The sequence below is a fragment of the Frigoribacterium sp. AC394 genome (assembly GCF_979258095.1).
In genome coordinates this window covers 2,147,074-2,173,705 of record NZ_OZ409834.1, presented here as the reverse complement: position 1 = coordinate 2,173,705, position 26,632 = coordinate 2,147,074, and the positions used below count along the sequence as shown (strand labels likewise).

The 26,632-nt window shown below is 73.2% G+C and carries 24 protein-coding genes; 3 read left to right on the top strand and 21 right to left on the bottom strand.

From position 1 onward, the window contains the following. Window positions 1-55 precede the first annotated feature (55 nt). The 16 genes from ACZZY9_RS10090 to ACZZY9_RS10015 form a co-directional block, all read right to left on the bottom strand. Window positions 56-1,510 carry a hypothetical protein gene (locus ACZZY9_RS10090; protein ID WP_463463992.1) on the bottom strand — a complete coding sequence of 485 codons (1,455 nt, stop codon included), beginning with the start codon at window positions 1,508-1,510 and terminating at the stop codon, window positions 56-58. Then, entirely contained in the window at window positions 1,485-3,347 is a 1,863-nt protein-coding gene (locus ACZZY9_RS10085; RefSeq protein ID WP_463463991.1) for a glycosyltransferase, read from the bottom strand. Before ACZZY9_RS10085 ends, ACZZY9_RS10090 begins: the two co-directional genes overlap by 26 nt. A gap of 195 nt (window positions 3,348-3,542) precedes the next feature. Continuing rightward, complete coding sequence (locus ACZZY9_RS10080; RefSeq protein ID WP_463463990.1) at window positions 3,543-4,715, bottom strand: flagellar hook protein FlgE; 1,173 nt, start codon at window positions 4,713-4,715, stop codon at window positions 3,543-3,545. A gap of 103 nt (window positions 4,716-4,818) precedes the next feature. Further along, on the bottom strand, window positions 4,819-5,265 hold the full coding sequence (locus ACZZY9_RS10075; protein ID WP_243215751.1) for a flagellar hook assembly protein FlgD: 447 nt from the start codon (window positions 5,263-5,265) through the stop codon (window positions 4,819-4,821). A gap of 12 nt (window positions 5,266-5,277) precedes the next feature. Next, window positions 5,278-6,372, bottom strand: coding sequence for a flagellar hook-length control protein FliK (locus tag ACZZY9_RS10070; protein WP_463463989.1), 1,095 nt, complete (start codon window positions 6,370-6,372; stop codon window positions 5,278-5,280). A gap of 650 nt (window positions 6,373-7,022) precedes the next feature. Beyond that, window positions 7,023-7,850, bottom strand: coding sequence for a C40 family peptidase (locus tag ACZZY9_RS10065; RefSeq protein ID WP_463463988.1), 828 nt, complete (start codon window positions 7,848-7,850; stop codon window positions 7,023-7,025). Next, complete coding sequence (locus ACZZY9_RS10060) at window positions 7,847-8,266, bottom strand: flagellar export protein FliJ (RefSeq protein WP_192061002.1); 420 nt, start codon at window positions 8,264-8,266, stop codon at window positions 7,847-7,849. Before ACZZY9_RS10060 ends, ACZZY9_RS10065 begins: the two co-directional genes overlap by 4 nt. Continuing rightward, window positions 8,266-9,579, bottom strand: coding sequence for a FliI/YscN family ATPase (locus tag ACZZY9_RS10055; RefSeq protein ID WP_463464664.1), 1,314 nt, complete (start codon window positions 9,577-9,579; stop codon window positions 8,266-8,268). The genes ACZZY9_RS10060 and ACZZY9_RS10055 overlap by 1 nt, the downstream gene beginning before the upstream one ends. A 77-nt stretch (window positions 9,580-9,656) precedes the next feature. Next, window positions 9,657-10,433, bottom strand: a complete 777-nt coding sequence (locus tag ACZZY9_RS10050) for a FliH/SctL family protein (protein ID WP_463463987.1) — start codon at window positions 10,431-10,433, stop codon at window positions 9,657-9,659. Between the two features lie 332 nt (window positions 10,434-10,765). Then, on the bottom strand, window positions 10,766-11,815 hold the full coding sequence (fliG, locus tag ACZZY9_RS10045) for a flagellar motor switch protein FliG (protein ID WP_463463986.1): 1,050 nt from the start codon (window positions 11,813-11,815) through the stop codon (window positions 10,766-10,768). Next, the gene (gene fliF / locus ACZZY9_RS10040) at window positions 11,812-13,485 is read right to left on the bottom strand and encodes a flagellar basal-body MS-ring/collar protein FliF (protein ID WP_463463985.1); all 1,674 of its coding nucleotides are present in this window, start codon (window positions 13,483-13,485) and stop codon (window positions 11,812-11,814) included. The genes fliG and fliF overlap by 4 nt, the downstream gene beginning before the upstream one ends. Continuing rightward, window positions 13,485-13,853, bottom strand: coding sequence for a flagellar hook-basal body complex protein FliE (gene fliE / locus ACZZY9_RS10035; RefSeq protein ID WP_192060999.1), 369 nt, complete (start codon window positions 13,851-13,853; stop codon window positions 13,485-13,487). The genes fliF and fliE overlap by 1 nt, the downstream gene beginning before the upstream one ends. Beyond that, window positions 13,853-14,248: a flagellar basal body rod protein FlgC gene (locus ACZZY9_RS10030; RefSeq protein ID WP_192060998.1), complete on the bottom strand. Its 396-nt coding sequence runs from the start codon at window positions 14,246-14,248 to the stop codon at window positions 13,853-13,855. Before ACZZY9_RS10030 ends, fliE begins: the two co-directional genes overlap by 1 nt. Further along, a complete protein-coding gene (locus ACZZY9_RS10025) occupies window positions 14,248-14,592 on the bottom strand; it encodes a flagellar basal body rod protein FlgB (protein WP_192060997.1) in 345 nt (114 codons plus the stop codon). The genes ACZZY9_RS10030 and ACZZY9_RS10025 overlap by 1 nt, the downstream gene beginning before the upstream one ends. 362 nt (window positions 14,593-14,954) lie before the next feature. Continuing rightward, on the bottom strand, window positions 14,955-15,710 hold the full coding sequence (locus ACZZY9_RS10020) for a response regulator transcription factor (protein ID WP_463463984.1): 756 nt from the start codon (window positions 15,708-15,710) through the stop codon (window positions 14,955-14,957). Then, entirely contained in the window at window positions 15,707-17,623 is a 1,917-nt protein-coding gene (locus tag ACZZY9_RS10015; protein WP_463463983.1) for a sensor histidine kinase, read from the bottom strand. Before ACZZY9_RS10015 ends, ACZZY9_RS10020 begins: the two co-directional genes overlap by 4 nt. Before the next feature lie 306 nt (window positions 17,624-17,929). Here ACZZY9_RS10015 and ACZZY9_RS10010 point away from each other — a divergent pair, with 306 nt between their 5' ends. After that, window positions 17,930-19,492: a CitMHS family transporter gene (locus tag ACZZY9_RS10010; RefSeq protein ID WP_463463982.1), complete on the top strand. Its 1,563-nt coding sequence runs from the start codon at window positions 17,930-17,932 to the stop codon at window positions 19,490-19,492. Between the two features lie 244 nt (window positions 19,493-19,736). On the opposite strand, the gene ACZZY9_RS10005 is transcribed toward ACZZY9_RS10010, so the two are convergent. The 5 genes from ACZZY9_RS10005 to ACZZY9_RS09985 all read right to left on the bottom strand — a co-directional run bounded on the left by ACZZY9_RS10005 (window position 19,737) and on the right by ACZZY9_RS09985 (window position 24,123). After that, on the bottom strand, window positions 19,737-20,141 hold the full coding sequence (locus tag ACZZY9_RS10005) for a hypothetical protein (RefSeq protein WP_463463981.1): 405 nt from the start codon (window positions 20,139-20,141) through the stop codon (window positions 19,737-19,739). A 64-nt stretch (window positions 20,142-20,205) separates the two neighbouring features. After that, window positions 20,206-20,679 (bottom strand): flagellar export chaperone FliS, encoded by a 474-nt coding sequence (fliS, locus tag ACZZY9_RS10000; protein ID WP_463463980.1) that lies wholly within the window; start codon window positions 20,677-20,679, stop codon window positions 20,206-20,208. Further along, window positions 20,679-22,067 carry a flagellar filament capping protein FliD gene (fliD, locus tag ACZZY9_RS09995; protein ID WP_463463979.1) on the bottom strand — a complete coding sequence of 463 codons (1,389 nt, stop codon included), beginning with the start codon at window positions 22,065-22,067 and terminating at the stop codon, window positions 20,679-20,681. The genes fliS and fliD overlap by 1 nt, the downstream gene beginning before the upstream one ends. 183 nt (window positions 22,068-22,250) lie before the next feature. Further along, a complete protein-coding gene (locus ACZZY9_RS09990; protein ID WP_463463978.1) occupies window positions 22,251-23,186 on the bottom strand; it encodes a flagellin N-terminal helical domain-containing protein in 936 nt (311 codons plus the stop codon). A gap of 115 nt (window positions 23,187-23,301) precedes the next feature. Further along, window positions 23,302-24,123 (bottom strand): sigma-70 family RNA polymerase sigma factor, encoded by an 822-nt coding sequence (locus tag ACZZY9_RS09985; RefSeq protein ID WP_192060990.1) that lies wholly within the window; start codon window positions 24,121-24,123, stop codon window positions 23,302-23,304. A gap of 544 nt (window positions 24,124-24,667) precedes the next feature. On the opposite strand from ACZZY9_RS09985, the gene ACZZY9_RS09980 reads away from it, so the two are divergent. Further along, a complete protein-coding gene (locus ACZZY9_RS09980; RefSeq protein ID WP_192060989.1) occupies window positions 24,668-25,207 on the top strand; it encodes a flagellar protein FlgN in 540 nt (179 codons plus the stop codon). A 2-nt stretch (window positions 25,208-25,209) separates the two neighbouring features. Continuing rightward, a complete protein-coding gene (gene flgK, locus ACZZY9_RS09975; RefSeq protein ID WP_463463977.1) occupies window positions 25,210-26,631 on the top strand; it encodes a flagellar hook-associated protein FlgK in 1,422 nt (473 codons plus the stop codon). Window position 26,632: the final 1 nt, after the last annotated feature.

The window sequence follows — 26,632 nt, the reverse complement described above, 5'->3', positions numbered from 1 at the left end:
CTCGATCGGCCGGCCTCGTCGCCCCGAGCGCATCAGTCCGAGCGCATCACCCCGGTCACGTCAGGCCGAGCGACCTCAGCACCGCGTCCAGCCACACCACCACCACGTCGCGCTGCAGGGCTGCGGCGATGGCGATCGTCAGCTGAAGCAGAGCCATCACGTTGGCCAGGGCGATCCGCGGCACCGTGGTCGACGGCGGCACGAGGGCGATCGCGGCCAGGGTCACGAGCACGAAGGTGTTGCCCGCCGAGTTCATCGGGACCGTGCCGATCACGAATCCGAGCAGCACCGCCGCCAGCAGGAGCGTCCCGATCACACCTCCCGCGAGGCGCCGCACCACGGTGGTCATCAGCCAGGCGCTGGCCACGGGTGCGAGCAGCAGCAGCCCGAACGGCGTCGTGAACAGCGACCAGAAGATCGGCCAGCGCGACGCGTCGTAGTCGAGCACGCTGCGGAACGCCCCGAGGGGGTCGCCGCCGAAGCTCCACTGCACGAACATCAGGGCGGCGAGCGCCGACAGCGTCGGGAACACCAGCACCAGCGCATGCGCCCGGTGCACGCCGACCTGATGCCGGCCGTGCGTCAGGAACGGCACCGTCAGCACCGCGGCCGTCGCGTAGAGCAGCCCGTTGGGGTCGGTGAGGGTCGCGAGCATCAGCAGGATGCCGGCCCGGAACCCGGACTGCGTGTTGCGGTACGTCACGAACCGGACGACGTCGGTCATCGCGAGCCCGAAGAACGCGATGCCGAGGAACGCCGGCAGGTTCTCGGTCGCCAGGAAGAAGAACAGCGGGTTCGCGACGAGGGCGAGCGTCAGGGCCGTGACGGTCGACGCGTGGAAGCCCCGCTGCACCATCATCTCGATCATCGCGTGCACGACGACGCCGGCGCAGAGGGCTCCCACGATCGACAGGCCGAACGCACCTCCCGGGGTGATCGCCGCGACCACGCCCGTGATGGGCGGGAACGTGTCGCCCAGCCAGGCGGCCCCCGACCCCGTCCAGTCGACGGTCGCGGTCCGGGCCACGAGCAGCACGTTCGCCGACACGGATTCGGACACTCCCCCGACCTCGAGCAGCACCGCGACGATCACGAAGGGCGCCGCCAGAAGCAGCCGCATCGCGGTGCGCCCGGCGAGGGTGCGCGGGAACGCCGAGTGCGTCATGCCGGCGAGCACCGACGCGAGACGACGCTCCTGGACGAGCTCGCGCAACGCGAGGGCGCGGGCCGTGCCGCGCGGTCGCCCGACCGATGCCGCAGGAGGAGCGGGTCGCTGCTGCGGGGCGGGTCGCTGCAGCGGGACGGGGCGCCGCAGCGGGGCGGGTCGCTGCAGCCGGGCGGCTCGCCGCAGAGGCGGCAGCCTCAGCCCGAGGTCCACCGAGGAGGCGCGGGTCGGGGCGGCGGTCGCGACCGCCTCGTCGACCGGGGCGACCCCGTCTGCCGTCGCCGCGCCTCCTGCGGGTCCCGTGCCGTGCTCGTCGGCCTCAGGACGAGTGCGTGGTGAGGCCATGCTCGGTCTTCTCCCAGTAGTGCGGTCGGGTCAGCAGCTGGGCCAGCGCCTTGTACGACGCGACGGAGTGGAGGATCCAGTAGACGGGGTTGAGCAGCGCCCAGTGGATCAGGTGGAAGGTGCCCCGCTTGTAGGGGCCCATCATCGAGAGGTAGACCATGATCCCGTTGCCGATGATGAAGTTGAACAGGCAGATCCAGAGCACCCAGGCGGGGAACACCGCCGCCAGCCAGTCCGACGGCAGCAGCAGCGCGACGACGGTGCCGATGTACGAGGGCAGCACACCCAGGAACGTCGCCGGGGTGCCGCCGATCAGCAGCGCGAACGACGCGAAGCGGACCAGCCCGATCTGCTGGATCAGCCGCAGCGGTCGGCGCGCGTGCACGAGCGTGGTCTGCATGTAGCCCTTGATCCACCGGCTGCGCTGACGCACGAAGTTCGGGATGGAGGTGTTGGCCTCCTCCATCGTCGTCGAGTTGATGACGCCCACGCGGTACCCGAGGGCGCTCGCGCGGATGCCCAGGTCGGCGTCCTCGGTGACGTTGTACGGATCCCACCCGCCGAGCCCGACGAGGGCCTCGGTGCGGAAGTGGTTCGACGTGCCGCCGAGCGGGATGGGCAGGTCGGCGTGGTCGAGCCCGGCCAGCATGTAGTCGAACCAGTAGCTGTACTCGAGCGTGAACATGCGGGTCAGCGCGTTCTCGGTGGCGTTGAAGTAGTTGAGCGCCGCCTGGACGCAGACGGTGCGCTCGCCGCCGCGCTCGAAGGCGATGACGGCCTTCTTCAGCTGATCGGGATCGGGGGTGTCCTCCGCGTCGTAGATCACGAGGAAGTCGCCCGACGCGAGGTAGAGACCGACGTTGCAGGCGCGCGGCTTCGTCTGCGGGTGCCCCTTCGGCACGGTGACGACATGGAAGTGCGCCGGCGGGTCGGCGGCGGCGATGGCGTCGCGGGTGGCGTCGTCCTCCTCCTCGATGAGGATGAGCACCTCGAGCTTCTCGAGCGGGTAGTCGAGCCCACCGAGGTTGTCGATCAGCTGCGCCACGATGTTCGCCTCGCGGAACACCGGAACGAGCACCGTGTACCGCGGCAGGTCCGCATCGTCGAGCGCGGCGACCTCGGCGTCGGTGATCCGCTCGACCACGTCGAACCGGGCTCCCCGCATCGCGACGACGAACTTGAAGCCGGTCCCGAGGAGGAACACCACGCTGACGATCGCGATCAGCGTGCTGGCCAGGACGGCCGGAGCGAGCACGGCCGCCGCGAGCATCACGACCGCGAGCACCGCCCCGCCGATCTTCTGACCGCGCGAGAACACCACGCGGGCCGAGAGCGCCGGGTTCGCCCGGAACAGGTCGTTGGCCGCGCTGTCGGCGACGATGTCGTCGAAGACCCGCAGCGTCGCGTCCTTGATGCCCCAGGTCGAGGCCGCCCGGAACTCCACGGGGGCGCCGAGCTCGGCCTCGAGATCCGCCTGCCGGTCGGGGGTCGGACGCCGCGCCGTGGCGACCAGCACGCTGCCGTCGCGGCGCCGGTGCACGGGCATCCAGTCTTCGGCGATGTACCGCTGCCCCGAGCCGGACCGCACGAGGTCGCGGTCGAAGCGGACCGTCTCGGTGTCGACGGTGTCGAGCCCCCACGACCGGGCGACCAGACGCTGCAGCTCGACGGAGTCGACCACACCGAGCTGCACCAGCATCTCGTCGAGACCGTTGCCGGTGCGGGCGGACTCGCGCCGCGCCTCCTCGATCTGCCGCTCGCTCGCGACACCGGCCTCGAGCAGCGGATCCGTGTAGTCGGCGTCGCTCGTCGACAGGCGGGTCGGGTCGGGGGTCATACCCTCAGCGTGTCCTCGCAATGGGGGACACAGCACCCCCCGAACGAGGCCGCGCGCCCCCTTGTGACCAGAACTGGGGTCCGCGACGGGGCCCGAGGAGGCGCGGGCTGGCCGCGGAGCGAAGGTCGCGCCGCCGAGGCGATCGGCCTGGTGCCGGAGCCGGCACCCGTGGCGGGGCCGGCGCCGGCTCAGGTGTCAGCGCTTGAGGTTCGTCAGCTCCTGCAGCACCTCGTCGGAGGTGGTGATGATGCGGGCGTTCGCCTGGAAGCCGCGCTGCGCGACGATCAGGTTGGTGAACTCCTGCGACAGGTCGACGTTGCTCATCTCGAGCGTGCCGCTGGCGAGCGAGCCGACGCCGGGCGAGCCGGGAGCGCCGATGCGAGCGTCGCCCGAGTTCGCCGTCGCGCGGTAGCCCGACCCGCCGGCCTTCTCGAGACCGCCGGCGTTGGCGAACGTGGCGAGCGCGATGCGACCGACGGCCAGCGACTCGCCGTTGCTGAACTGGCCGACGAGCGTGCCGTCCTTCGAGAGCGAGAAGCCCTGCAGCGTGCCGGCCTCGCGGCCGTTCTGGCCGGTGACGGCGACGGTGTCGAGCGCGGCGAAGCCGGTGATGCCGCCGAGGGCGACGGAGACGCCGCCGACGGTGAGGGTGGTGTTGCCGGTCGAGCCGCCGGTCGCCGTGAAACCGAGCGTCGCCGTGCCCTGAGCCGTGCCGTTCCGACCCTCGACGTCCCAGCCCTGCGCGGTGCGGGTGAAGGTCAGCGAGATGGTGCTCTCGTTGCCGGCCGCGTCGTAGACCTTCGTGTCCCGACGGACGACGCCGCCGATCGCGGTGTCCGAGGGCAGGTTGCCGCCGAGGGTCGCCGTCGTCGTCCGGACGGCGGGTGCGGCGCCGTTCAGGGGCAGCGTGATGTCGCCCACCGCGCCTCCTTCGTTCACGACGCCGTTCGTGGCCGAGTAGCCCTGGACGAGCTTGCCGTCGGCCGAGGTCAGACGCCCCTGGGCGTCGAAGTCGAACGACCCGGCGCGCGTGTAGACGGTGTCGTTGCCGAGCCGCGTGACGAAGAAGCCGTCGCCCGAGATCATCAGGTCGGTGGCCTTGCCGGTGGCCTGCGCCGAGCCCTGCGCGAAGTTCGTCGAGATGCCCGCGACCTGCACGCCGAGACCGACCTGGGCCGGGTTGGTGCCGCCGACGCCGGTCTGCGGGCCTCCGGCGCTCTGGGTCATCTGCGACAGCGTGTCCTGGAACTGCGTGGTCGACGCCTTGAATCCCGAGGTGTTGACGTTGGCGATGTTGTTGCCCGTGACGTCGAGCATGGTCTGGTGCGAGCGGAGGCCGGAGATGCCGGAGTAGAGCGAGCGGAGCATGAGTGCTGCCTTTCGAGAGGAGAAGAGGGGGTCGAGAGCGTGTGGGGGGCCGGGAGCGTGAGGCGGGGCGAGCGCGTGAGGCGGGCCGAGCCGGTGAGGCGGGTCAGGGCGAGGTCGTCGCGGAGATGCCGGAGATGAGATCCAACGCGACCTCCTTCCCGGCGACCGTGACCCGGGGGACGGCGTCGGCGAACGAGACGCTGGTCGCCGTGCCGGTGACCGGCTTGCCGTCGGCGCCCGTGTAGCTGACCTCGCGACCGACGAGGTTCGACGCGGCGATGCGCATCTGCAGCGAGAAGCCCTCGGTCGCCGTGGTGGTCTGGTTGGTGATCTGCTCCATCATCGCGAGCTGGGTCGTCTGGCCGATCATGGCGTTCGTGTCCATCGGCGACGACGGATCCTGGTTCTTGAGCTGCGAGACGAGCAGCTGCATGAACATCTCGCTGTCCATGCTCTGCTTCGGGGTGCGCGACGCGGCGTTCGAGTTGGCGAGGGCCGCGGCGGCGCTCGCGGCGTCGACGCTTCCGCTGATCTGGTCGATCGAGGGCATGTCTGGATCCGTTCAGGCCAGGACGTCGAGGGACGTCGAGAGGAGGGAGGTGCGGGTCGGGTCGACCGCGGCGGTCGGGTCGAGGGCGTCGACCGGGTCGAGGGCGTCGTCCGCGGGGCGGCGGGTGCCGGGGGCGGGTGTCTGGCCGGGCTGGCCCGATCGGCCCGGGTCGCCGTGGTTCCCGGGCTGCGCCCCGGTGCTCTGGGCGCGCGCGTCGGAGGGCTGGTTCTGGCTCGACAGGTCGATGCCGACCTGCAGACCCGCGCCTCCCATGTCACGTCGGAGATCGGGGATGATCGCCCGCACGGCGTCGCGCGCCGCGTCGGAGCCGGCGAACATCTCGACCTGCATCCCGGCGGACGACACGTGGGCTCGCACCGTGACGGGGCCGAGCGCCTCGGGGGCGACGGTCACCGTCACCGTGTGGGTGCCGCGGCCTGCCGAGGCGAGCGAGAACAGGGGGCGGGCCAGCTGCTGGCCGAGCGGGGCGGGGGTCGGCGGAGCAGCGGGGGTCTGCGCCGGAGCGGTCGCTGTGCCGGGCCCGGGCGTCGCCGGCGCGGGCATCGCGGGAGGGAGCATCGGAGGCAGGGCGGCGGCCTGCGCGGATCCGGACGCGGTCGCAGTGGCAGTCGCGGTCGCAGTCGCCGCCGCGGTCGCGGTCGCGGAGGAGGCGGGAGGTGCGGCGTCCGACGAGTCCGCAGCCGCCGTGAGCGACACGGGTGCGCCGAGTGACGGGGAGGGAGATGCGTCGGCGGGGGAGGGCGTCGTCATCGGTGCGGCGGCGGGCGGCATCGCGGGCGCGGCGGCGGCGCCGGCGAAGGGGCCGCCGGCGGACGGCGGCGCAGGTGAGGCGACGGGGCTGGCGACGGCGGGGCCGCCGGCGGGCGAGATCGCGAGCGGGGCGGGGGGTGCGCTCGCTTCGGCTATTACGCCTGCATGCGGAGCGGCACCGTCGGAGGGAGGCGCGGCGAGGGAGGCACCGGCAGGGGCAGCGGCACCGGCAGGGACACCGGCGCCCGCACCGGCACCGGCGAGGGATGCGGACGGGGCGGCGGCGACCGCGACGTTCGCTCCCGGAGCAGGGATGCCGGTCGGATCAGCTGTCACGCCTGCAGGCGTGATAGCCGAAGTGGGGGATGCACCCGGAGCCGGCGGCGCGGACGTGCCCGCAGCTGCCGGGTGAGCGGCGGGGGCTGGGCTGGCGGAGGAGGCTCCTACGCGTGCTTGCGTAAGAGCGGATGTCGAGGATGCTCCGGGTACGGGCGGCACAGGGGGCGCGGACGCGAGGGCAGCTGCCAGAGCCGCGGCGGGCGCCGCGTCGGCGGGCGTGGCGTCGGCGGGCGCCGCGTCGGCGGGCGTGGCGTCGGCGGGCGCCGCGTCGTCGGGCGCCGCGTCGTCGGGCGCCGCGTCGTCGGGGGCCGTGCCGGCGGGCGCCGCGTCGACGGAATCGGCTATCACGACTGCATGCGTGATAGCGGATGTCGGGGTCGCTCCCGGCACGGAGGCTCCGGACACCGGGGCAGCCGCCGAGACCGAGGAGGGACCAGGGACCGGGGTCGACGGCATCGGCGGAACCGACCCGGCGTGGTCGGGAGCCGGGGCGGGGCGGTCGGGAGCCGGGGCAGCACCGGCCGAGAGCATCGCCGCTCCGAACACGACGTCGGTCGCCCGGCCCGAGGCGGAGACTCCGGCGCGCGCACGACTCGACCCCGCACCATCGACGGGCGCCGCCACGAACGGCAGGGTGCGCAGACCGCTCACGAGCCGACCCCCGCCCGCATGATCTGCTGCAGCGCAGCGGTCGTCATGTCGGTACCGGCGAACGCCGGCGCGCCGAGCCCCGCCGCGCCGAGCCCCACAGCTCCGGCCGACACCGCACCCGCCGACCCGGTCGCCGGGACCACGCGCCGGATCGTCGACAGGTCGGCGTCGCTGTACCAGTTGTTCACGATCTGGACGTCCTTGCCCGGGCGAGGCGCATGCAGCACCTTGCCGTCTCCGACGTAGATCACGATGTGCCCCTCGCCCTTCGCCACGAGCAGGTCGCCCGGCCGCGCATCGGCGAGCGAGCCGACCTCCGCACCCATCCGCGCCTGGTCGGGCACGACGCGCGGCATCGCGACGCCGAGCTCCTTGAACACGGTCTGCACGAGGCCCGAGCAGTCCATCCCGCTGCGGTCCTCTCCCCCGAAGACGTACGGCACCCCGAGGTACTTCTCGGCACCCGAGACGACATCGGCCCCGGAGGCCCCGCTGCCCGACGCGACGGCTCCCTTCACGGCGTCGACGGAGGCGGTGGTCGCCCCAGCCGCCCCGGCCGCCCCGGCACCCGTCGCCGACGGACCCGCCGCACCCGCACCGGTCAGACCGAGAGCGGCCGCGGCCTCCGCGGCCGACCCCGCCGACCCCAGCGTCGAACCGGTCGCCGACAGCGCTGACGCGAACGCCGACGCCGACGCGGCCCGATCGGCCGACGACCCGGAGGCGCCGGTCGCGTCGATCAGACCCGCACGGCCCGCACGGACCTGGGCCAGCTGCGATCTGATGTCGTCGATCCGGGACAGGACCTCGCTCACGGGACTCATGTCGCGCCTCCTCGGCTCTGCGATGCGATCTCGTCGAGCACGGTCTGCTCGGCCCGGAGATCGTCGGCGGCGGTCGTCGCGGCGTGCTGCGCCTCGAGCTTCTCGAGCGCCAGGGCGGCGCGGCGCGCCTCGTTGAAGGCCCGCTGCGCCTCGTCGGCCTCAGCACGGCGACGCTCGGCGACGGCGTCGAGCTCGGAGAGCATCCCCCGCGTCGACGCGCGCGACGCCGCGATCGCACTGAGCATCGCGGCGTCGGAGACCTCGACCGGGCCGTCGTCGAGAGTGCGACGCGCCGCCATGCGACGGTCGGACGCCTCGCGCAGCCGCTCGTTCGCATCGGCCAACGTCGCCGCCGCCTGACCCTGCTGGGCATGCCGCAGTCGGAGCAGCCCGATCAGCGAGAAGACGCGCGCCATCAGGCACCCCCGAGCCGGGAGGTCAGCTGCGCGAGGCGGTTCCACGAGTCGGCCGACGTCGACCGCTCGTCCATGCCCTGCTGCAGGAACGCGTCGATGGCCGCCTGGTTGTCGACGGCCGCATCGACCAGCGGGTTCGCCCCGCGCTGATAGGCGCCGACGTCGAGCAGATCCTGGGCCGCCCGACGCGCGGCCATCACCTTGCGCAGCACCGTCGCGGCGGCGCGCTGCGGCGGACTCGTCACCTTCGACGCCACGCGCGACACCGAGCCGAGCGCGTCGACCGACGGGAAGTGGCCGGTCACGGCCAGCTTCCGGTCGAGCACGACGTGACCGTCGAGGATGCTGCGGGCCGCGTCGGCGACCGGCTCGTTGTGGTCGTCGCCGTCGACCAGCACCGTGTACATGCCCGTCACCGAGCCGACCCGATCGGTGCCGGCTCGCTCGAGCAGCCCGGCGAGCACAGAGAACGTCGACGGCGGGTAGCCGCGCGTCGCCGGGGGCTCGCCCACCGACAGGCCGATCTCACGCTGCGCCATCGCGACGCGCGTCAGCGAGTCCATCATCAGCATCACGTCGGAGCCCGCGTCACGGAACGACTCGGCGATGCGCGTCGCGACGAAGGCCGCGCGCAGACGCATGAGGGCGGGCTCGTCGCTGGTCGAGACGACGACGATAGAGCGGGCGAGACCCTCGGGGCCGAGGTCGTCCTCGAGGAACTCGCGCACCTCCCTGCCGCGCTCGCCGACGAGGGCGATCACGCTGACCTCGGCGTCGGAGCCGCGCGCGATCATCGACAGCAGCGACGACTTGCCGACGCCCGACCCGGCGAACAGCCCCACGCGCTGACCGCGACCCACGGTCGTCAGCGTGTCGAGCACGCGGACGCCGAGCTGCAGCGGCGTGTCGATGCGCGCCCGGTGCATCGCGGAGGGCGTCGCGTGGTCGAGCGGCACGAGATCGACGGGGCCGCCGCCCGGGCCGACCAGCGGACCCCTGCCGTCGATCGGACGACCGAGGCCGTCGAGCACGCGGCCGAACAGCCCCGCACCGGTCGGGACGAGCAGCGGGCGCCCGGTCGAGCGCGCCGGAGTGCCCGAGGTGATCCCGGCGAGCCTGCCGAGCGGCATGCAGCGGACGCCGTCGGGCGTCGTCGCGACGACCTCGGCGAGGTTCGAACCGTCGGTCGCGTCGCCGACGCTGACGACGTCGCCGACCGCGGCGTCGAGACCGACGATCGTGATGCCGAGACCGACGGCGGTGCTGACCCGGCCGACGCGCTGCGGACGGGCGGCGGCGTGGGCGGCCGCGATGCGGGTCTGGGCGACGCGGGCAGGGGCGGGTGCGAAGGCGGCAGGTGCGGGGGCGGGTGCGAGGGCGGTCGGCGCGGTCACGAGGTCGCTCCGGTCGTGGACGGCGCGGTGTCCGCAGGCGCGCCCAGCAGGGCCTGTCGCGCGCGGGCGAGCGCCGTGTCGAGACGGGCGTCGATCAGCCCGGCCGGCAGATCGGCCTCGGCGTCGCCCCGCCCGAGCGACGGATCCGCGGCGAAGACGACCCCGGGAGCCGAGGAGGCACGGGTCGACTCGTCGAGGAGCGCCAGATCGAGAGGGTGCAGCCGGAGGGTGGTCACGACGCTCCCGTCCGCTCCGGCGAGGGCGCGCGCGACGGCCGCCCGGGCGGTGCGTCCGGCGCGGGGATCGGGGTCTCCGGGGGTCGCGGGCGCGTCCGCCGAGGGCTCGTCCGTCGAAGGGCGGTCCGCCGATGACGCATCCGCTACGGGCTCGGAGGCTCGGAGTTCGTAGCCGACCACCGCCTCCGCGAGGTCGAATGCGGTGGCGACCAGCACCTCCTCGGCGTCGGAGACCGACTGGACCACGCGGGCGTCGAGCGCCCTCGCTGCCGTGACCAGGATGTCCGCCGCGGCGACCCCGTGCGCCATGAGCCGCTCGCGCAGCTCGGCGTGCTCGGCCTCGAGGGCGGCCCGGCGCGCGGCGAGTTCGAGCTCGGCGGCGCGGAGACCCGCGGCGTACCCGGCGGCGTGGCCCCGGGCCTCGGCACGCACGTCGTCGGCGTCGCGGGCGGCGGCGCGGTCGGATCCAGGACCGGCGATGGTCGGATACACGACACGCGCGACGGAGCCCGGCGCGGAGGCCGGGGGGTTCATCACGGAATCGAGCATCACGGGCCGTTCGGCGTTCGAGGACGACGGCCGATCCGTGGCCGGGGTGAGGTGAGCGATCCGTGCTCAGCTGCGACTCTCGACCGGAGGCGGGTCGGCGTTAGGCGCTGCCCCGAAGGGGGGCCGCGGAGGGGGTGCTGGTGCGTGCGCGCAAATCGCGACCGCCCCGACCCACCTCCGGCGTGCCGAACCCGACAAAACGGCGGCGGGACGCCGCTCCACTCCCCCAAAAACCCAGTTACGCGCCGAAACAGTCGCGATTTGCACACGCACCCACACGCACCGACAACGCACACCCCGGCCGAGAGCGCGCGCCCGGGCTACTCGACCAGGGCGTCGTCGTCGGCGCGGTGCACGGTGATCGAACCGAGCGCCTCGAGTTCGCGGATGGCGCGGACGACCTCGGCCCGCGCCTCCTCGATCTGCGACCGGCGCACCGGTCCGAGCGAGGCCAGCTCGTCGTCGAGCAGCTCGGCGTTGCGGGCCGACACGTTGCCGCGGATGACCTCGGTCACGGCCGACGGCGCCCCCTTCATCGCCAGGGCGAGCACGGCCGCGTCGATGCCGCGCAGCACCTGCTGGATGTCGCGCGTCTCGAGCCGGACGATGTCCTCGAAGGTGAGCATCCGCGACCTGACCTCCTCGGCCAGCTCGGGGTCGCGGGCGTCGAGACCGTCGAGCAGCGCCCGCTCGGTCGCGCTGTCGCTGCGGTTGATGATCTCGACGAGGGGCTGGATGCCGCCGACGACCTCGATCTGGTCGCGCGGAGCCACGACGGCCCCGGCCCGGATCTTGAGCGTCGCCGCGACGATCCCGACGGCCTCGGGCGTGGCGGTGCCCATGGTGGCGATCGCCTGCGCGACGTCGGCGCGCACGTCGAGGTCGAGCCCCGCGAGCACGGCGGACGCCTGGGGCGGACGCACATGGGCGAGCACGAGGGCGATGGTCTGCGGCAGTTCGCCGTCGAGCAGCGCGACGACCTGACCCGGGTCGGCCTCGTCGAGGAACTCGAACGTCTTCCGGGCCATGTTCGACGCGAGCCGCTCCATGACGCCGGCCGCGCGCTCCGATCCGAACGAGGCCTCGAGCAGGCCGATCGCGACGTCGTGTCCGCCGCGCGGCTGGTGCTGACCCGACACGCTCAGCTCGTGGAACTCGGCCACGGTCGACTCGGCGACGGCGGCGTCGACCCGGCGCATCCGCACGATCTCCGTCGTGATCTCCGCAGCCTCGTCCTCGCTGAACTGCTGCATGACGGTCGCGGCCCGGCTCTGCTCCATCTGCATCAGGATGACGGCGACCTTCTGCGGCCCCGTCAGGGCGGTCGGCGCCTGCGGGGTGGCGGCGAACGGCACGACGAGGTCGGTCACAGTCCGCTCCGCTGGTCCATCAGGCCGCGCAGCAGCTCGGCCGTCTTGGCCGGGTCGCGTTCGGCGAGCGCGTCCACCTCGGCGCGGCGGCGCTCGGCCGACAGCACCTCGGGCGACGGCTCGGGGGCGTCGCCCGTCGGCAGCATCTGCGTCGCCGTGTCGTCGGCGCCGAGCATGGAGCGTCCGGAGGCGGCGTCCAGGTCGAGACGCATGGTCGCGTCCCAGGTCTGGGCGGCGTTCGCGGACGCGAGCTCGCCGAGGTCGACGTCCTCCCGAGCCTGACGGCGGCTCCGACGGGCGAAGACGATGAGCGCGACGATGGCGGCGAGCGCGACGAACCCGACGATGCTCGCGGTGCGAATCGTCGACCACATCGCCTCCGTCGCGGCGGCGGCGTCGGCGGCGGCCAGCGCCTCCTGCGCGGCGGCGGCGGCCGAGGTGTCGAAGTCGACCATGGCCACGTCGACGGTGTCGCCGCGGGCGCCGTCGATCCCGGCCGCGCTGTCGACCAGGTCGCGGATGCTCTGCATGTTGACGCCCTGCGCGGCCGTGGCGTTCAGCGCGACGGACACCGTCTGGCGGGCCACCGTGCCCGACGGCACGCTCATCGTCTCGGTGACCTTGTCGACCGCGTTGTTCTTCGTCGCCGACTCGTTGACGTACCCGTCGCCCGCGGCGCCGTCGGCCGTCGCGGCCTCGCCGTCGCCGCCCGCGGGCACGGCGATGTTGTCGGGGCCGAGCACCCCGGTGGTGCCGGTGCCGGCGCCGTCCGGGCCGTACTGCTCGGTGGTGCTCGACTCGTTCAGCGCGAGGGGTCCGCTCTCGGGCTCGGTGAACGACTCGGTGACGCGCGTGCCCGAGTTCTGGTCCAGCTGAGCCGCGACCACGACCGACGAGTTGCCGACGCCGACGACCTTGTCGAGCATGGTCTGCACGGCCGTCTGCACCTTCGTCTCGTACTCGCCGGCCTCGCCCGCGCCTCCTCCCGTCGCCCCGGTGCCGACCTCGGAGAGCACCGTGCCGGTCGAGTCGGTGACGGCCACGCCGGTCGGGGTCATGCCCTCGACGGAGGCGCTGGTCAGGTTGACGATCGCCTGCACCTGCTTCGTGGTCAGCGAGACCCCCGCCTGCGTCTCGACGAACACCGACGCCGTGGGGTCGCGCTGCTCGGCGACGAACACGGTCTCCTCGGGGATGGCGAGCTGCACGGTCGCGTTCTTCACGCCCTCCATCGTCTTGATGGTGTTGGCGAGCTCGCCCTCGATGGCGCGCTTGTAGGTGACGTCCTGCTGGAACTCCGACGACGTCACGCCCATCGTGTCGAGCAGCGTGTAGCCGCCGGTGCCGGCGGTCGAGGGCAGACCGGCGGCCGCGGCGGTGAGGCGCTCCTGGTAGACGTGCTCCTCGGGCACCAGGATCGTGTTGCCGCCGGCGGTCAGCTCGTACGGCACCCCGTCGGCCTGCAGCTGCTCGACGATGGCGCTCGCGTCGGCCGGGTCCACGCCGCTGAACAGCGGCGTGTAGGTCGGCTTCGACAGCCACGCGGACAGCGCGACGACGCCGAGCACGAGGGCGGCGAGCAGGATGACCGCGATGGTCTTCTGCGCGATCGAGAAGCCCGCGAGGGTCGCGCGCATCCGGTCGAGCGAGTTCTTGACGGCGGTGGGCATCAGGCCTGCATCCTCATGATCTCGTTGAAGGCGTCGACGCCCTTGTTGCGGACGGCGCTGACGAGCTCGAGGGTGACCTGGGCGCGCGTCGCCGCGATGGTCGCGTCGTGGATGTCGGTCAGATCACCGGTCACGGCCTTGACGGCGAGGGTCTTGGCCTCGCCCTGCATCTGCTGGAGGCCCTCGACCGCACCGGCCATCGACGCGCCGAAGGTCGCCCCGGAGGCGCTGGTCGCGCCTCCTCGTCCGGTCGCGTCGAGAGCGCCCGCGGCACCCGACGCGCCACCGGCCCCCTGCAGCAGCGAGGCGGCATCGGCGTAACCGGACGGTTGGACGGCTCCGAGAGCCTGGATCGCCGAGAGGGGCATCAGCCACGTCCGATCTGGAGTGCGGCCTCGTAGGCCGTCTTGGCACGGTCGACGACAGCGGCGTTGGCCTGGTAGCCGCGCTGCGCCATGATCAGGTCGCCCATCTGGGCGCCGAGGTCGATGTCGGGCATGCGCACGTAGCCCTCGGCGTCGGCGAGCGGGTGGTCGGGCGAGTACGTGACGCGCCCGGCCTCGCTGCCGTAGCGGTCCGCTCTGACGAAGACGCCCGAGGTGCCGTCGCCCTCCTGCACCTCGATGTAGCGGGCCTGGAACGCGGTGTCGTCCATCGACTTGACCGTGTTCGCGTTGGCGATGTTGTCCGAGACGGCGTCGAGCCACTTGCGGTGCACGGTCAGGCCGGTGCTCGCGATGCCGATCGCGTCGAAGGCGGTCATCAGCTCGTCCTGAACGCGGCGCGCACGGCCGTCAGCTCGGAGTTCATCGCCTGCGTCGCGAACTGGTACCGCAGCACCGTGTCGACGTTCGACAGCGTCTCGGTGTCGAGGTTCACGTTGCTGCCGTCGGTGCGGGTCGGCTCGAGCGAGCGGGCCGTGGTCGCCTGGACCGCCCCGCCGCCCTCCGCGACCGACCGGCCCAGCGCCTCCTCGAACTGCACGCGCTTGGCCTGGTAGCCGGGCGTGTTCACGTTGGCGATGTTGTTCGCGATCGACTTCTGGCGCAGCGACAGACCGTCGAGGGCGCTCTGCAGCGCCGCTTGCGTCACGGATTCGAGTGGCATGGCCGTCCCGGGGAGGTTCGAGGTGCCCTGTGCGTGCTGCTGCGTGCGTCGGGCGGGGGCCGATCCGTGGCCGGGTGGGCGAGCGATCCGTGCTCACGTCGCTCTATCGACGGCCGGAGCCGCGGCGTAAGCCCCCACCCCGTACTGGGGGGGGTGCGGTATCGAAGTGACGCGAAAGGACCCCTCGGAGCTCGCGACCGCCCTCTCTGCGTCACTTCGACGAGCCGAGGAGGCGCGGCGCCCCTCAGGCGCGGAAGCAGCAGCATCGAAGTGACGCGAACGGGGCCTCCGGGGGGCGCGACCACCCCGTTTGCGTCACTTCGACGAGCGGGGCGGGGGGAGCCGAGGAGGCGCGGCGCGCGTCAGGGGCGGGAGTAGCGGTGCTCGGGGCGGCCGGTCGCTCCGTAGCTCAGCCTCATCGTGACGAGGCCGTCGGCGGCGAGCGCGGCGAGGTACCGCTGCGCGGTCGCCCTCGACACTCCGACCCGTGCGGCGACGTCGGCGGCGGAGAGCTCGCCGGCTGAGCCCCCATCCGCGCCCGCAGCCGCACTGCCGCCCGAACCCGCACCCGCGCCCGCACCGGCACCCCCCGCAGCACCCCCACCAGCACCCGGCACCGCGAACTGCTCGAGCACCGACTGCTCGGTCGCCGACCGCGACGGCGACGCCGCCTTCGCCGCGTCGCCCGAGTGCAGGATGCGGAGTGCGCGCTCGAGGGCCTCCTGGTCGACGCTCCCGCGGTCGTCGAGCACGTTGCGATAGCGCTGATAGGCCCGGAGCCGGTCGGCGAGCACGCCCGAGCCGAACGGCTTGATCAGGTAGCCGACGACCCCGCGCCGCAGCGCGCGCCGCACGGTCTCCCCGTCGGAGGCCGCGCTGAGCACGAACGCGTCGACGTCGACCTCGCGCAGCAGGTCGAGGCCGCTCCCGTCGGGCAGGTGCACGTCGAGCAGCAGCAGGTCGATCGGGGTCTCGGCGAGCACGCGGCGCATCTCGGCGACCGTGCCGACGGGCGCCAGCGCGCGGAACCCCGGCACCTCGTCGACCTGCCGCCGGTGCAGCTCGGCCACGTAGAAGTCGTCGTCGACGACGAGCACGGTCAGGTCGGGGGTGGTCACGGGTCGATCCTCTCAGGAGGCGCGGGCGGCTGGACGGCGTCGGCCAGACGCGCGCAGAACACGGCACCGTGGCCGTCGCCGCCCGGCGAGCCGAGCCAGACGTCGCCGCCGCGCCGTCGGGCGATGTCGCGCGAGAGCGGCAGACCGAAGCCGAGCCCGTGCACGCGCGAGGGGTCGTCGTCGGCACCATCGGGCGGGAGCGCCGGTGCCCCGCCACCGGCGTCCGCACCGCCCGCCGCCCGCTCGAACAGCGCGCCCGCGTCGGCCACGCCGCGGCCCGAGTCCATCACCGACAGGTGCAGGTCGGTGCCGTCGTCGAGCACCTCGACCTCGATCCAGGCGGGGCTGACGTCGCCGGCGACCGCGGCGCGCACGGCGTTGTCGACGAGGTTGCCGAGCACCGTGGTGACGTCGCCGGCCTCGACGACCGTGCCCGACACGAGCGTCTCGGGGCCGAGCTTCAGCAGCACCCCGCGCTCGGCGGCCTCGACCCCCTTCGCCCCGAGGAACGCCTGCAGGTACGGCTCGGTCAGCCGATCCGCGTGGGCGACCGGGTAGCGCAGCGGCCCGTGGTCGAGCACGTCGGCGAGGTAGCCGCGCGCCTGCTCGGTGCGACCGAGCTCGAGCAGCCCGGACACGGCGTGCAGCCGGTTCGCGAACTCGTGCCGCTGGGCGCGCAGCGCGGTGGTCATCGCGCCCACCGCGTCGAGGCGGCGGGTCAGCGCCTCGACGTCGGTGCGGTCGCGCAGCACCGCCACGCGTCCGAGGTCGACGCCGTCGTGCGAGACCGCGCGCACGTCGACGAGCAGCACGTGCGGCCCGACGACCAGCGTCGTGTCGGCGGGGCCGGTGCCGGTCTGCGGGGCCCGGCCCGCGCCTCCTCGGCCGTCCGGCGACGTGCCGACCAGCATCTCAACGAGCACGCCCGGCAGCTCCAGCGAGTCGACGCGTCGTCCCACCACCGCGCCGGGCGGCAGGCCGAGGAGGCGCGGTGCCAGATCGTTGCAGACCGTCACCACCCCGTCGCGCGAGACCGCGAGCACGCCCTCGGCGACACCGCCGAGCACGGCCTGCTGGTTCTGCACGAGGGCGGCGAGCTCCTCGGGCTGGAGCCCGAGGGTCAGCCGGTCGAGGCGCCGGCGGATGAGCACGGAGGCGACGACGCCGATCGCCAGGGCGAGCAGGGCGACGCCGATCACGGGCAGGCTGTCGCGGGCGAGCGTCTCGTAGACGCGCGCAGGGGCGTAGCCGACGCTGACCTCGCCCACCACGTCGGCGGCATCGGCGACGGGCTCGGCCCCGGCGTCGCCTGCCCCGGCGTCGCCTGACCCGGTCGGAGCGTCGGCCGATCCGCCTGCGGAGCCCGCGCCTCCTGCGCCGGATCGCGGGTCGTCCGCGGTGGGCGCGACGATCGGCACCTTGGCGCGGGCCGACTCGCCGAGCGTGCCGCGCTCCCACGAGACGACCTCCTCCCCGCGGAGCGCCGCATCGGGGCTCGTGCTGACCCGCTCGCCGATCCGCGTCGGGTCGGGGTGCGCCAGGCGGACGCCGCGGTCGTCCGTGATGACGACGAAGAGCGCTCCGGTGCGCAGCTGGGCCGCGACCGCCGTGCGCTGCAGGTCGCCCGCGGCGAGGGAGCCCTCGTCGATCGGCGTTCCGTCGACGCTGAGAGCCGCGACCTCGGCCCGCACATCGGTGTCGGAGGCGACGCTCTGCGCCACGGCGAGCGCCGTCGACTCGGCCTCGCGGGCCAGGCGCTGCACGGCGATCGCGGCGAACACGGCGCTGGTGAGCACGACGATGGCGGTGACGACGGCGAGCTGCAGCAGCAGCACCTCGGTCGCGAACCGGCGGGGGCGGAGGCGGAGGCGGGCGCCGGGCCGCGAGCGCGGGCGTGAGCTGTCGTCGGTCACGTCGGCCAGGGTACCGGGCGCGGTCGCGGCGACCCGCGCCTCCTGCGGTGCCTGCTCGCGTGGCGGCCCGCGGGTTCGGCGGGTTCCCGTCATCGGCGGCGGGTCAGCGCTGACCCGCCCCCGATGACACGAACCCGCCCCACCCCCGCGACACGGCCCCGCGAGCGTGAGCAGAACGCGCAGAACACGACCAACGCGCGATAGTCGGCGAATGCGCAGAAGCGCGACGCGACCGAGGAGGCGCGGCTAGCGTGCCCGGACACGCTCGGCTCCTCCACGGTGCCGCTCACGGACGAAGGAGTTCGGATGCTCGTCGTACTCGGTTACCTCATGGTGCTGACCTTCATGGCGCTGATCATGACCAAGAAGCTGTCGCCGATGCTGGCCCTGATCATGGTGCCGACCATCTTCGGGCTCTTCGCCGGCGCGGGTCTCGGCATCGGCGACATGGTCATCGAGGCGATCGGCGATCTGGCCCCGACGGCCGCGCTGCTGATGTTCGCGATCATGTACTTCGGTCTGATGATCGACGTCGGGCTGTTCGATCCGCTGGTGCGGCTGATCCTGCGGGTGACCGGCAACGACCCCGCGAAGGTCGTGCTCGGCACGGCGCTGCTCGCCGGGGCGGTCTCGCTCGACGGCGACGGCTCGACCACGTTCATCGTGACGACCGCGGCCATGCTCCCCATCTATCTCAAGCTCGGCATGAGCCCCGTGGTGCTGACCTGCGTCGCCGGTCTCGCCAACGGGACGCTGAACATCGTGCCGTGGGGCGGCCCGACCGTCCGTGCGGCGGCGGCCCTCGGCGTGCAGCCGAGCGACATCTTCGTGCCGCTCGTGCCGTCGCTGATCGCCGGCCTCGTGCTGGTCTTCGTCTTCGCGTGGCTGATGGGGCTGCGCGAGCGCCGCCGCCTCGGCACTCTCGAGATCGGCGAATCGCGCCTCGGGGCCGCGGCGGCTGCGATGTCGCCGCTCTCGCAGGAGCTCGCGACCGCCTCGCGCGGCGGCGGCACCGGCATCCCCGGGGTCGGCGTCTCGATGTTCACCAGCCCGACGGTCGCCCTCGGAGTGCGGGGCGGGCGGGCCGACGGCAGCCGCGCCGACGCCCCCGGCGAGCGCGCGGTCGACAACCCCGCTGGCGCTGGCCCGGGCGTCGGCGCGGGCGCGGCGGCCTACGGCGGCAACGAGAACGGCACCCCCGGCGGCGCGACCCTGGCCGACACGATGCTCGACCCCGACCGCCCGACGCTCCGCCCGAAGATGATCTGGTTCAACCTCGTGCTGACCGTCGCCGTGATGGTGCTGCTCGTGGCCGACCTGTTCCCGCTCGCCTACGTGTTCATGGTCGGCACGGCGATCGCGCTGCTGGTGAACTTCCCCCGCGTGAAGGAGCAGTCGGCCGAGATCGTGGCGCACGCGCCGAGCATCGTCGGAGTCGTCTCGATGGTCTTCGCCGCCGGCGTGCTGATCGGCGTGCTGAACGGCACCGGCATGGTCGACGCGATGGCGCAGTGGCTGGTCGACGTGATCCCCACCTCGATGGGTCCGTACCTCGCGGTGATCACCGGGGTGCTGAGCCTGCCGCTCACCTTCTTCATGAGCAACGACGCCTTCTACTTCGGCATCCTGCCCGTGCTGGCGCAGAGCGGCGCGGCGTTCGGCATCGACCCGGTCGAGATGGCGCGGGCGTCGGTGGTCGGACAGCCGGTGCACCTGCAGAGCCCGCTGGTGCCGGCGATCCTGCTGCTCGTCAGCCTCGCGAACGTGAACCTCGGCGACCACCACAAGAAGGTGCTGTGGCGTGCGGCGATCGTGTCGCTCGTGATGCTGGCCGTGGCGATCGTGGTCGGCGTCATCCCCTGGGGCTGACCCGCGCCTCCTGCCCCGCCCTGCCCTGCCCTGCCCTGCCCTGCCCTGCCCCACCGGTCGATGAGTCACGACATGCCGCCCGCACCCCGGTGCCCGCGGCGTGTCGTGACTCCACGACATGCGGGGGCGGGAGCCGAACGTGTCAGGACACCCGGGCCAGCCGCGTCATGAGTCACGACACGCCGCGTGCACGCCCGTGCCGCGGCGTGTCGTGACTCCTCGACGCAGGGGGCGGGGCGGGGTGTCAGCCGACGGTGTCGAGGTACACGGGCCGACCGGGCTCGCGCCCCTGCTCGACCGAGCGGACCGCTCCGAGATGCTGCAGCACCGCCGAACGCGCTTCGAGGAGGCGCGCCACGACCGCTCCCTGCCGGGCCAGCACCGAGGAGGCGCGGGTCGACAGAGCGGACGGCACCGGTCCCAGCCCCGTGGGCGGCGCCCAGGGCAGCAGGGGCGCGGGCTGGCTCGACGCGGCTCCGGCCGACTCGACCCCGCTCGGCTTCTCGGCCCCGCTCGCCGGCTCGACCCCGAACGCCGACTCCGGCCCGCTCGCCGGCTCCGGCCCGATCGCCGACAGCGTCCGCTCGGCGTCGTCCAGCCAGCGCTCGAGGTCGTCGAGCACGGCCGACCACCGCGGGTGATCTCCCATCCCGCCAGCCGGCACCCAGCCAGCAGACCCAGCCGCGGCAGCAGACTCAGCCGCCACAGCCCCCTCAGCCGACACCGGAACCCGACATCCCGGCGCCCGATGCCCGCCCCTCGGCCTGCAGCGACGCGGCGGCCTCGTGCCACGTCTGGCGCAGCGGTTCGAGCAGCGCGATCACCTCGCGGGTCACGGCCACGTCGCGGTGGATGTTGGCGTTGACCAGGGCGGTCGACGAGTACGTGTAGAGGGCGAGGAGGCCCTCGCCGCCATCCCACACGTCGATCCTGAGCGACGACGACAGCTCGGCGACGATCGCCTGGGCGTGCAGCAGCTGCTCGGAGGCCGCGGCCCAGTCGGCGGCCGCCTGGGCCACCTCGGCGCGCGACAGGTCGAGCAGCAGGCGGTCGTAGAGCATGGTGACGAGCTGCACGGGCGTCGCCGACTGCACGGCCTCGGCCGTGTACCGGGCGCGCTGCTTCTGCACGACGGCGGTCGGGGCGGACGAGGCGGCGGCGAAGGCCGCGAACGAGGTGGCGTCCATCAGCTGCTGCTCGCCGACAGGCCCGCGAGCTGGCTGGTGATGTAGCTCTGCTGGGCGGTGAGGGCGCTGAGGGCGACCTCGAGGGCGGAGTAGGTCTTCTGCAGGTTCTCGCGTCGCGCGGCGAGGCGGTCGTCCCAGATGCCGACCCGGTCGTTCAGGTCGCGGACGACCGACTGCTGACCGGTGATGAACTTCGTGAGCGATCCGTCGAACTTGTCCGAGACGGCGGTCGACGTCGACGCGACGCGCTCGGCGATGGCGCTCATCGTCGCCTGCACCTTCTCGGGGTCGGCGGCGAGGGCGGCGGCGAACTTGTCGGCGTCGACCGCGAACTGCCCGGTCTTCGCGTCGATCGAGATGCCGATCGCGCTGGGCGACTGCCCGTCGACGGGGCTGAGGACGGCGTCGGTCAGGCGCTGCGTGATGCCGCGCGTGGTCGAGTCGCCGCCGAAGACGCCGGCGGTGACCGTCGTGACGCCCGCCGAGCTGGTCGAGGTCGATGCGGCGCTCTTGCCGGCGATGATCGTCAGGGCGGCGTTGACCCCGGCGACGAGGTCGGTGGCGACCTTCGTGGCGGCGGTCGCGTCGCGGGCGATCGAGAGGTGCACGGGCTCGGTGGTCACGGCCGACACCGTCACCGAGACGCCGGGGATGACGTCGGCGAACGTGTTGCTGCTGCTGGTGACGACCTGCTCGGCCGCCGTCCCCGCCCACAGCGTGATCGAGGCGTCGCGCGCCTGCGAGATCACGGCCGCGCCGGGTTCGGTCATCAGATCGGTCGCCGTGCCCGCCGCGACGTCGGCCGCGCTGCCGCGGTGCACCTCGAAGCCGCCCTCGGCCCCGGTCTTCTCGCTCGAGAGCTGCAGTCGGTACCGGACGGCGCCCGAGGCGTCCGTGCCCGAGGCGACCTTCACGGCCGTGACGCCGGCGGCCGACGCGTTGACGGCCTGGACGACGTCGTCGAGCGACGAGGAGGCGGCGGTCACCTCGGTCACGGCTCCCGACGCCGAGACGAAGGTGAGGGTCGCGGGCGAGTCGGGCCAGGCCGTCATGGCCGCGGTCACCGCGGTCTTGGACGACGCGACCGCGCCGACGACGAGGTCGATCGAGCCCGAGACCGCACCGGCCGAGGTCTTGGCGGTCACGGCGGTCGAGCTGCTGGTCGGCGTGAAGAGCGAGAGCGAGCCGGTCTTCGCGGTCGCGGCGGCGAGCGTCGCCAGCTCGGCGATCTTCGTGTTCAGCCCCTGCAGGGCGGAGACGAGCGTCTGCCCGGCGGTGGCCTTGTTCTTGAGGATCGTCTGGGGCACGGCCTCGGACTGCATCAACGAGTTGATCAGCGTCGTCGTGTCCAGGCCGCTGACGAGACCGTCGATGCCGAACGAGGCCATGCGGTGCTCCTGTCGAGGGGGTGGTGGGGCGGATCGGGGACTGCAGGAGGCGCGGTGACCGTGTCGAGACCGGGTGGCAGGAGGTCGCAGGATCAGCTGCGACCTCTCGCCACCCGGTCTCCGAGCGAGGCGGGTCGAGACGTCAGCTCTGTGCTGGGAGCACGGAGCCGGGCCCCGGTCCGACTAGCGGAGCAGCGACAGGACGCTCTGCGTGCTCTGGTTCGCCTGGGCCAGCATCGCGGTGCCGGCCTGGGTGAGCACGTTGGAGCGCGTGTACTTGACCATCTCCTCGGCCATGTCGACGTCGCGGATGCGCGAGTTCGCCGCCGTGAGGTTCTCCTTCGCGACGTTGGTCGACGCGATGGAGTGCTCGAAGCGGTTCTGCACGGCACCGAGCTTGGAGCGCTCGGTGGACACGTCGGTGATGGCCTCGTCGATGGCCGCGATCGCGAGCAGGGCGTCAGCCGAGCTCTTGAGTCCGGCCGTCCCCGCCGCCGGGGCGGGGGTGGGCGCCGGGTCGGTGCCGTCACCGGGGTCGGTGCCGGGGTCGGGCGTGGTGCCGGGAGCCGTCGCCGCCTGCGTGGCGATGCCGCTGACGATCTCGGCGATCTTCCCGATGTCCGCACCCTTGAGGTCGACCGTGATCTGGTCGGCGTCGGCGTTCGAGCCGGCTCCGACCTGGAAGGTCAGCGACGCGGTGCCGTCGAGCAGTGCGGTTCCGGTGAAGTTGGTGGACTTCGAGATCCGCGTGAGCTCCTCGCCGAGGGCGGCGACCTCGGTCGAGATCGCCTCGCGAGCCTTGTCGTTGTTCGAGTCGTTACCGGCCTGGACGGCCAGGTCGCGGACGCGCTGGAGGATCGAGTGGACCTCCGTCAGTCCGCCTTCCGCGGTCTGGATGACCGAGATGCCGTCCTGGGCGTTGCGTGCGGCCACCGTGAGTCCGCCGACCTGCGAGCGCAGGCCCTCGGAGATCGCGAGACCCGCCGCGTCGTCAGCGGCACGGTTGATGCGAAGACCGCTGGAGAGCTTCTCGAGGCTCTTCGACAGGTCGTTCTGCGTGCTGTTGAGGTTGCGGTAGGTGTTGTTGGCCGCGAGGTTGGTGTTGATCTGCATACCCATGGTGTTCTCCTCCGTGACTGGGTGTTGTTCGTCGGCCCATCCGTGGGCTGACACCGGCTACTGTCGACCGGCTCACGACGCGCGTTAGTGCGACGTCGAAAGTTCTCGGGGCGGTTCAGACCGCCGTGCTGAAGCCCTGGGGCTCGGGGTCGCGCAGGGCCCGCGCGATGCCGACGGCCGCGTTCGTCGCGACGCGCGACAGGTAGGCGCTGCGCCGGGCGGGCGCGGTCTTCGACACGGGCTCGAACCCGGCGTCGGGGTCGTCGGCGTAGTGCGCGGCGAGTCCGTCGCGCAGCAGACGGACGGCCTCGGTGCGCTGCTGCGAGACGGCGCTGTGGGTGATGCCGAGCTCGTCGGCGATCTCGGTGACGGTGCGGTCTCCGAAGTAGACGCCCTCGATGATCAGGCGCATGCGCTCGGGGAGGGCCTCGACGGCGGCCCGCAGGTAGCGGCTGCGCTCGTCGACGAGCAGGTCGTCGCCCGGCAGCGGCAGGTCGCTCGAGAGATGGTCGGCGATGGTGTCGTCGAGGGTCGAGACCGTGCGGCCGGCGTCGCTCAACGCGGACTGCGCCGCCTGACGGTCGACCCCGAGGGCCGAGGCGAGCTCGTCGACCGACGGGCGCCTCCCCAGCGACGCGGTCAGCGCCTCCTGGGTGGCCAGGGTCTCCTTGATGCGCTTGCGGGTGCCGCGGCTGGCCCAGTCGCCCGAGCGCATGTCGTCGGCGAAGGCCCCGACGATGCGGGTGCGGGCGTAGGCGCCGAACGGGATCCCGAGGGTCGGGTCGAAGGCGTCCGCCGCCTGCACGAGCGCGATCGCGCCGACGCCGGCGAGGTCGTCGCGCGACAGGTGCGTGGCGCGGGCGCAGACCTCGGAGACGAGGTAGCCGACGAGCGGCAGGTTCTCGACCACCAGGGCGTTGCGTTCGGTGCGGTTCATCGCTTGCTCCCAGCAAGAGGGTCCGTCAGGACAGGTGTGGATCGCGGGCGCGACGAACAGCCCTCTGATCAGGGCTGATGTCGAGACGCACGGTCTGAGCTGCGGGTAAGCGACTGGTGCGGTCGAGACGCGTGTCGGACGCGTCGAGACGGGGGTTCGTGCTTCGGGGTGTCGGGGTCGTGCGGGGGTCGTGCGGGGGTCGTGCGGGTGCGTGATCGGTCTTCGGGGTGACCGGTCGGGCTGGTCGACGACCCTCCCTGCATCGGCAACGCTATCGGCGTCCACTCAGCCTGCGGGGCGCCTGTGTGACCCCAGTCAGGGGGAACAGGTGTCGCGTCTGTGGAGGACAGCACCCGTACCCCCTCCCCCGCAGTGGGGTGCCGACGCGACTTCCGGTCGACCCCGGCCACCCGCTATGCGATCGGATCCGTCGACCGTCTGGCGCGCCTCGCTAACGGCGGCGAGGGTGGCGTCGATAGTCCTCCTCGTAGGGGACGTCACCGCTCCCCCGCCGAGATCATCGACACCCGACCGAGGAGACCCCATGGGCGCGAACGAACTGTCCGCGCTGCTCTGGCGTGAACGCGAGCTGCTCGAGCTGCTCACCTTCAAGCTGGAGGAGGAGCAGCTGCTGCTGACCGCCGGTCGCACCCGCTGGATCGACCACGCCACGCGCGAGGTCGAGCAGGTGCTCGACCGGCTGCGGACCGCCGGGCTGGAGCGCAGCGTCGAGGTCTCCTCCGTCGCCCAGCAATGGGGGACGGACGAGGAGGCGCCCCTCCGTGACATCATCGCCGCGGCTCCCGCAGGCCCCTGGGGCGAGATCTTCACCGCGCACCTCCGGGCGATGACCGACCTCACCGCCCGCATCGCGCAGCTGCGCGACGAGAACGAGCGCTTCCTCCGCGCCGCGGCCCGCGCCACCCAGGAGACCCTGGCCGCGACGACCGACGACGCGACCGCCGCAGCGGGCGCCATCTACGACGCGACCGGCTCGACCGCCGCCACCGCCGCCGGGCGCCGGGTCGGCACCCCGGGCGGCACCACCGCCTCCGGCGGGCACCTCTTCGACGGGAGCCTCTGAGCATGGGCAGCACCTTCGGCGGCCTCAACACGGCCTACACCGGTCTCGTGGCGGCCCGCACGGGTCTCGACGTGACCGGTCAGAACATCGCCAACGTCAACACCGACGGCTACACGCGTCAGCGCATCACGACCTCGTCGATCGAGTCGCCGGCCCGGGCCGGCATCTTCAGCGCCGGCGTCGTCGCCGGCCAGGGCGTCTCGATCGACGCCATCGCCCGACTCGGCAACCAGGTCGTCGACGGGCAGGTGCGGAGCGCGGCCGCGACCGCCGGGTACCAGTCGACCCGCGCCTCCGCGGTCGCCACCCTCGAGGCGTCGCTCGGCGAGCCCTCGACGAACGGCATCTCGAGTCAGCTGAACGCGTTCTGGTCGGCCTGGGGCGACGTCGCCAACAACCCCGGCGACGCCGGGCCCGCCGCCGTGCTGATCGGTCAGGCCACCTCGCTGGCCGCCGCGCTCTCGGCCGGGCACCGTGCCGTCGACGAGCAGTGGGGCGGGCTGCGCACGCAGAGCGACGGACTCGCCGCCGAGCTCAACTCCGCCGCCTCGCAGGTCGCCGACCTCAATGCCCGCATCCGCACGAACACGCAGCTCGGGGTCGGCTCGAACGAGCTGATCGACGCCCGATCGCTGCTCACCGAGCGCATCGCGACGATCGCCGGCGGCACCGTCCGCGACGTGGGCGACGGCACGGTCGAGGTGCTGATCGGCGGCGACGCCCTGGTCAGCGGCACCTCGGCCCGCACGGTCGCCGTCACCGGCGGTTACAGCATGGCGACGGCGACGGCCGGTGTGGCCGTCGAGTGGGCCGACCGCCCCGGCCGGTCGATCCCGCTGACCGGCGGCAGCCTCGCCGGCACGGTCTCGCTGCTGCAGCCCGCCGCGGGCGGCGTCGGCGGCACGCTGGCCGAGGCCGCCGCCTCGTACGACGCCCTCGCCACCCAGCTCGCGACGCAGGTGAACGCCGTGCACCGGACGGGCTTCACCGCGGACGGCACGGACGGTCACGACTTCTTCGCTCTCACGCCCGGCGGCTCGCCCGCCCGCAGCCTCACGGTGCTGCCGACGGGGCCCGGCACGATCGCCTCGGGCGACGGCGCAGGAGGCGCGCACGACAACACGGTCGCCCTCGCCATCGCCCAGATCGGCGTCGGAGCCGGCTCGCCCGACCGCACCTGGTCGGCCGTCGTCGCGACGATCGGCGCGACCGCGAAGAGCGAGTCGCAGCAGGCCGCGCTCACCGACCTCGCCGCGAGCTCGGCCAAGAACCGTCAGCTCTCGGGCGCAGGCGTCAGCCTCGACGAGGAGAACGTCAACCTGCTCTCGTACCAGCACGCCTACCAGGGGGCCGCCCGCGTCATGACCGCCATCGACGAGATGCTCGACACCCTCATCAACGGCATGGGCCGGGTCGGGAGGTAAC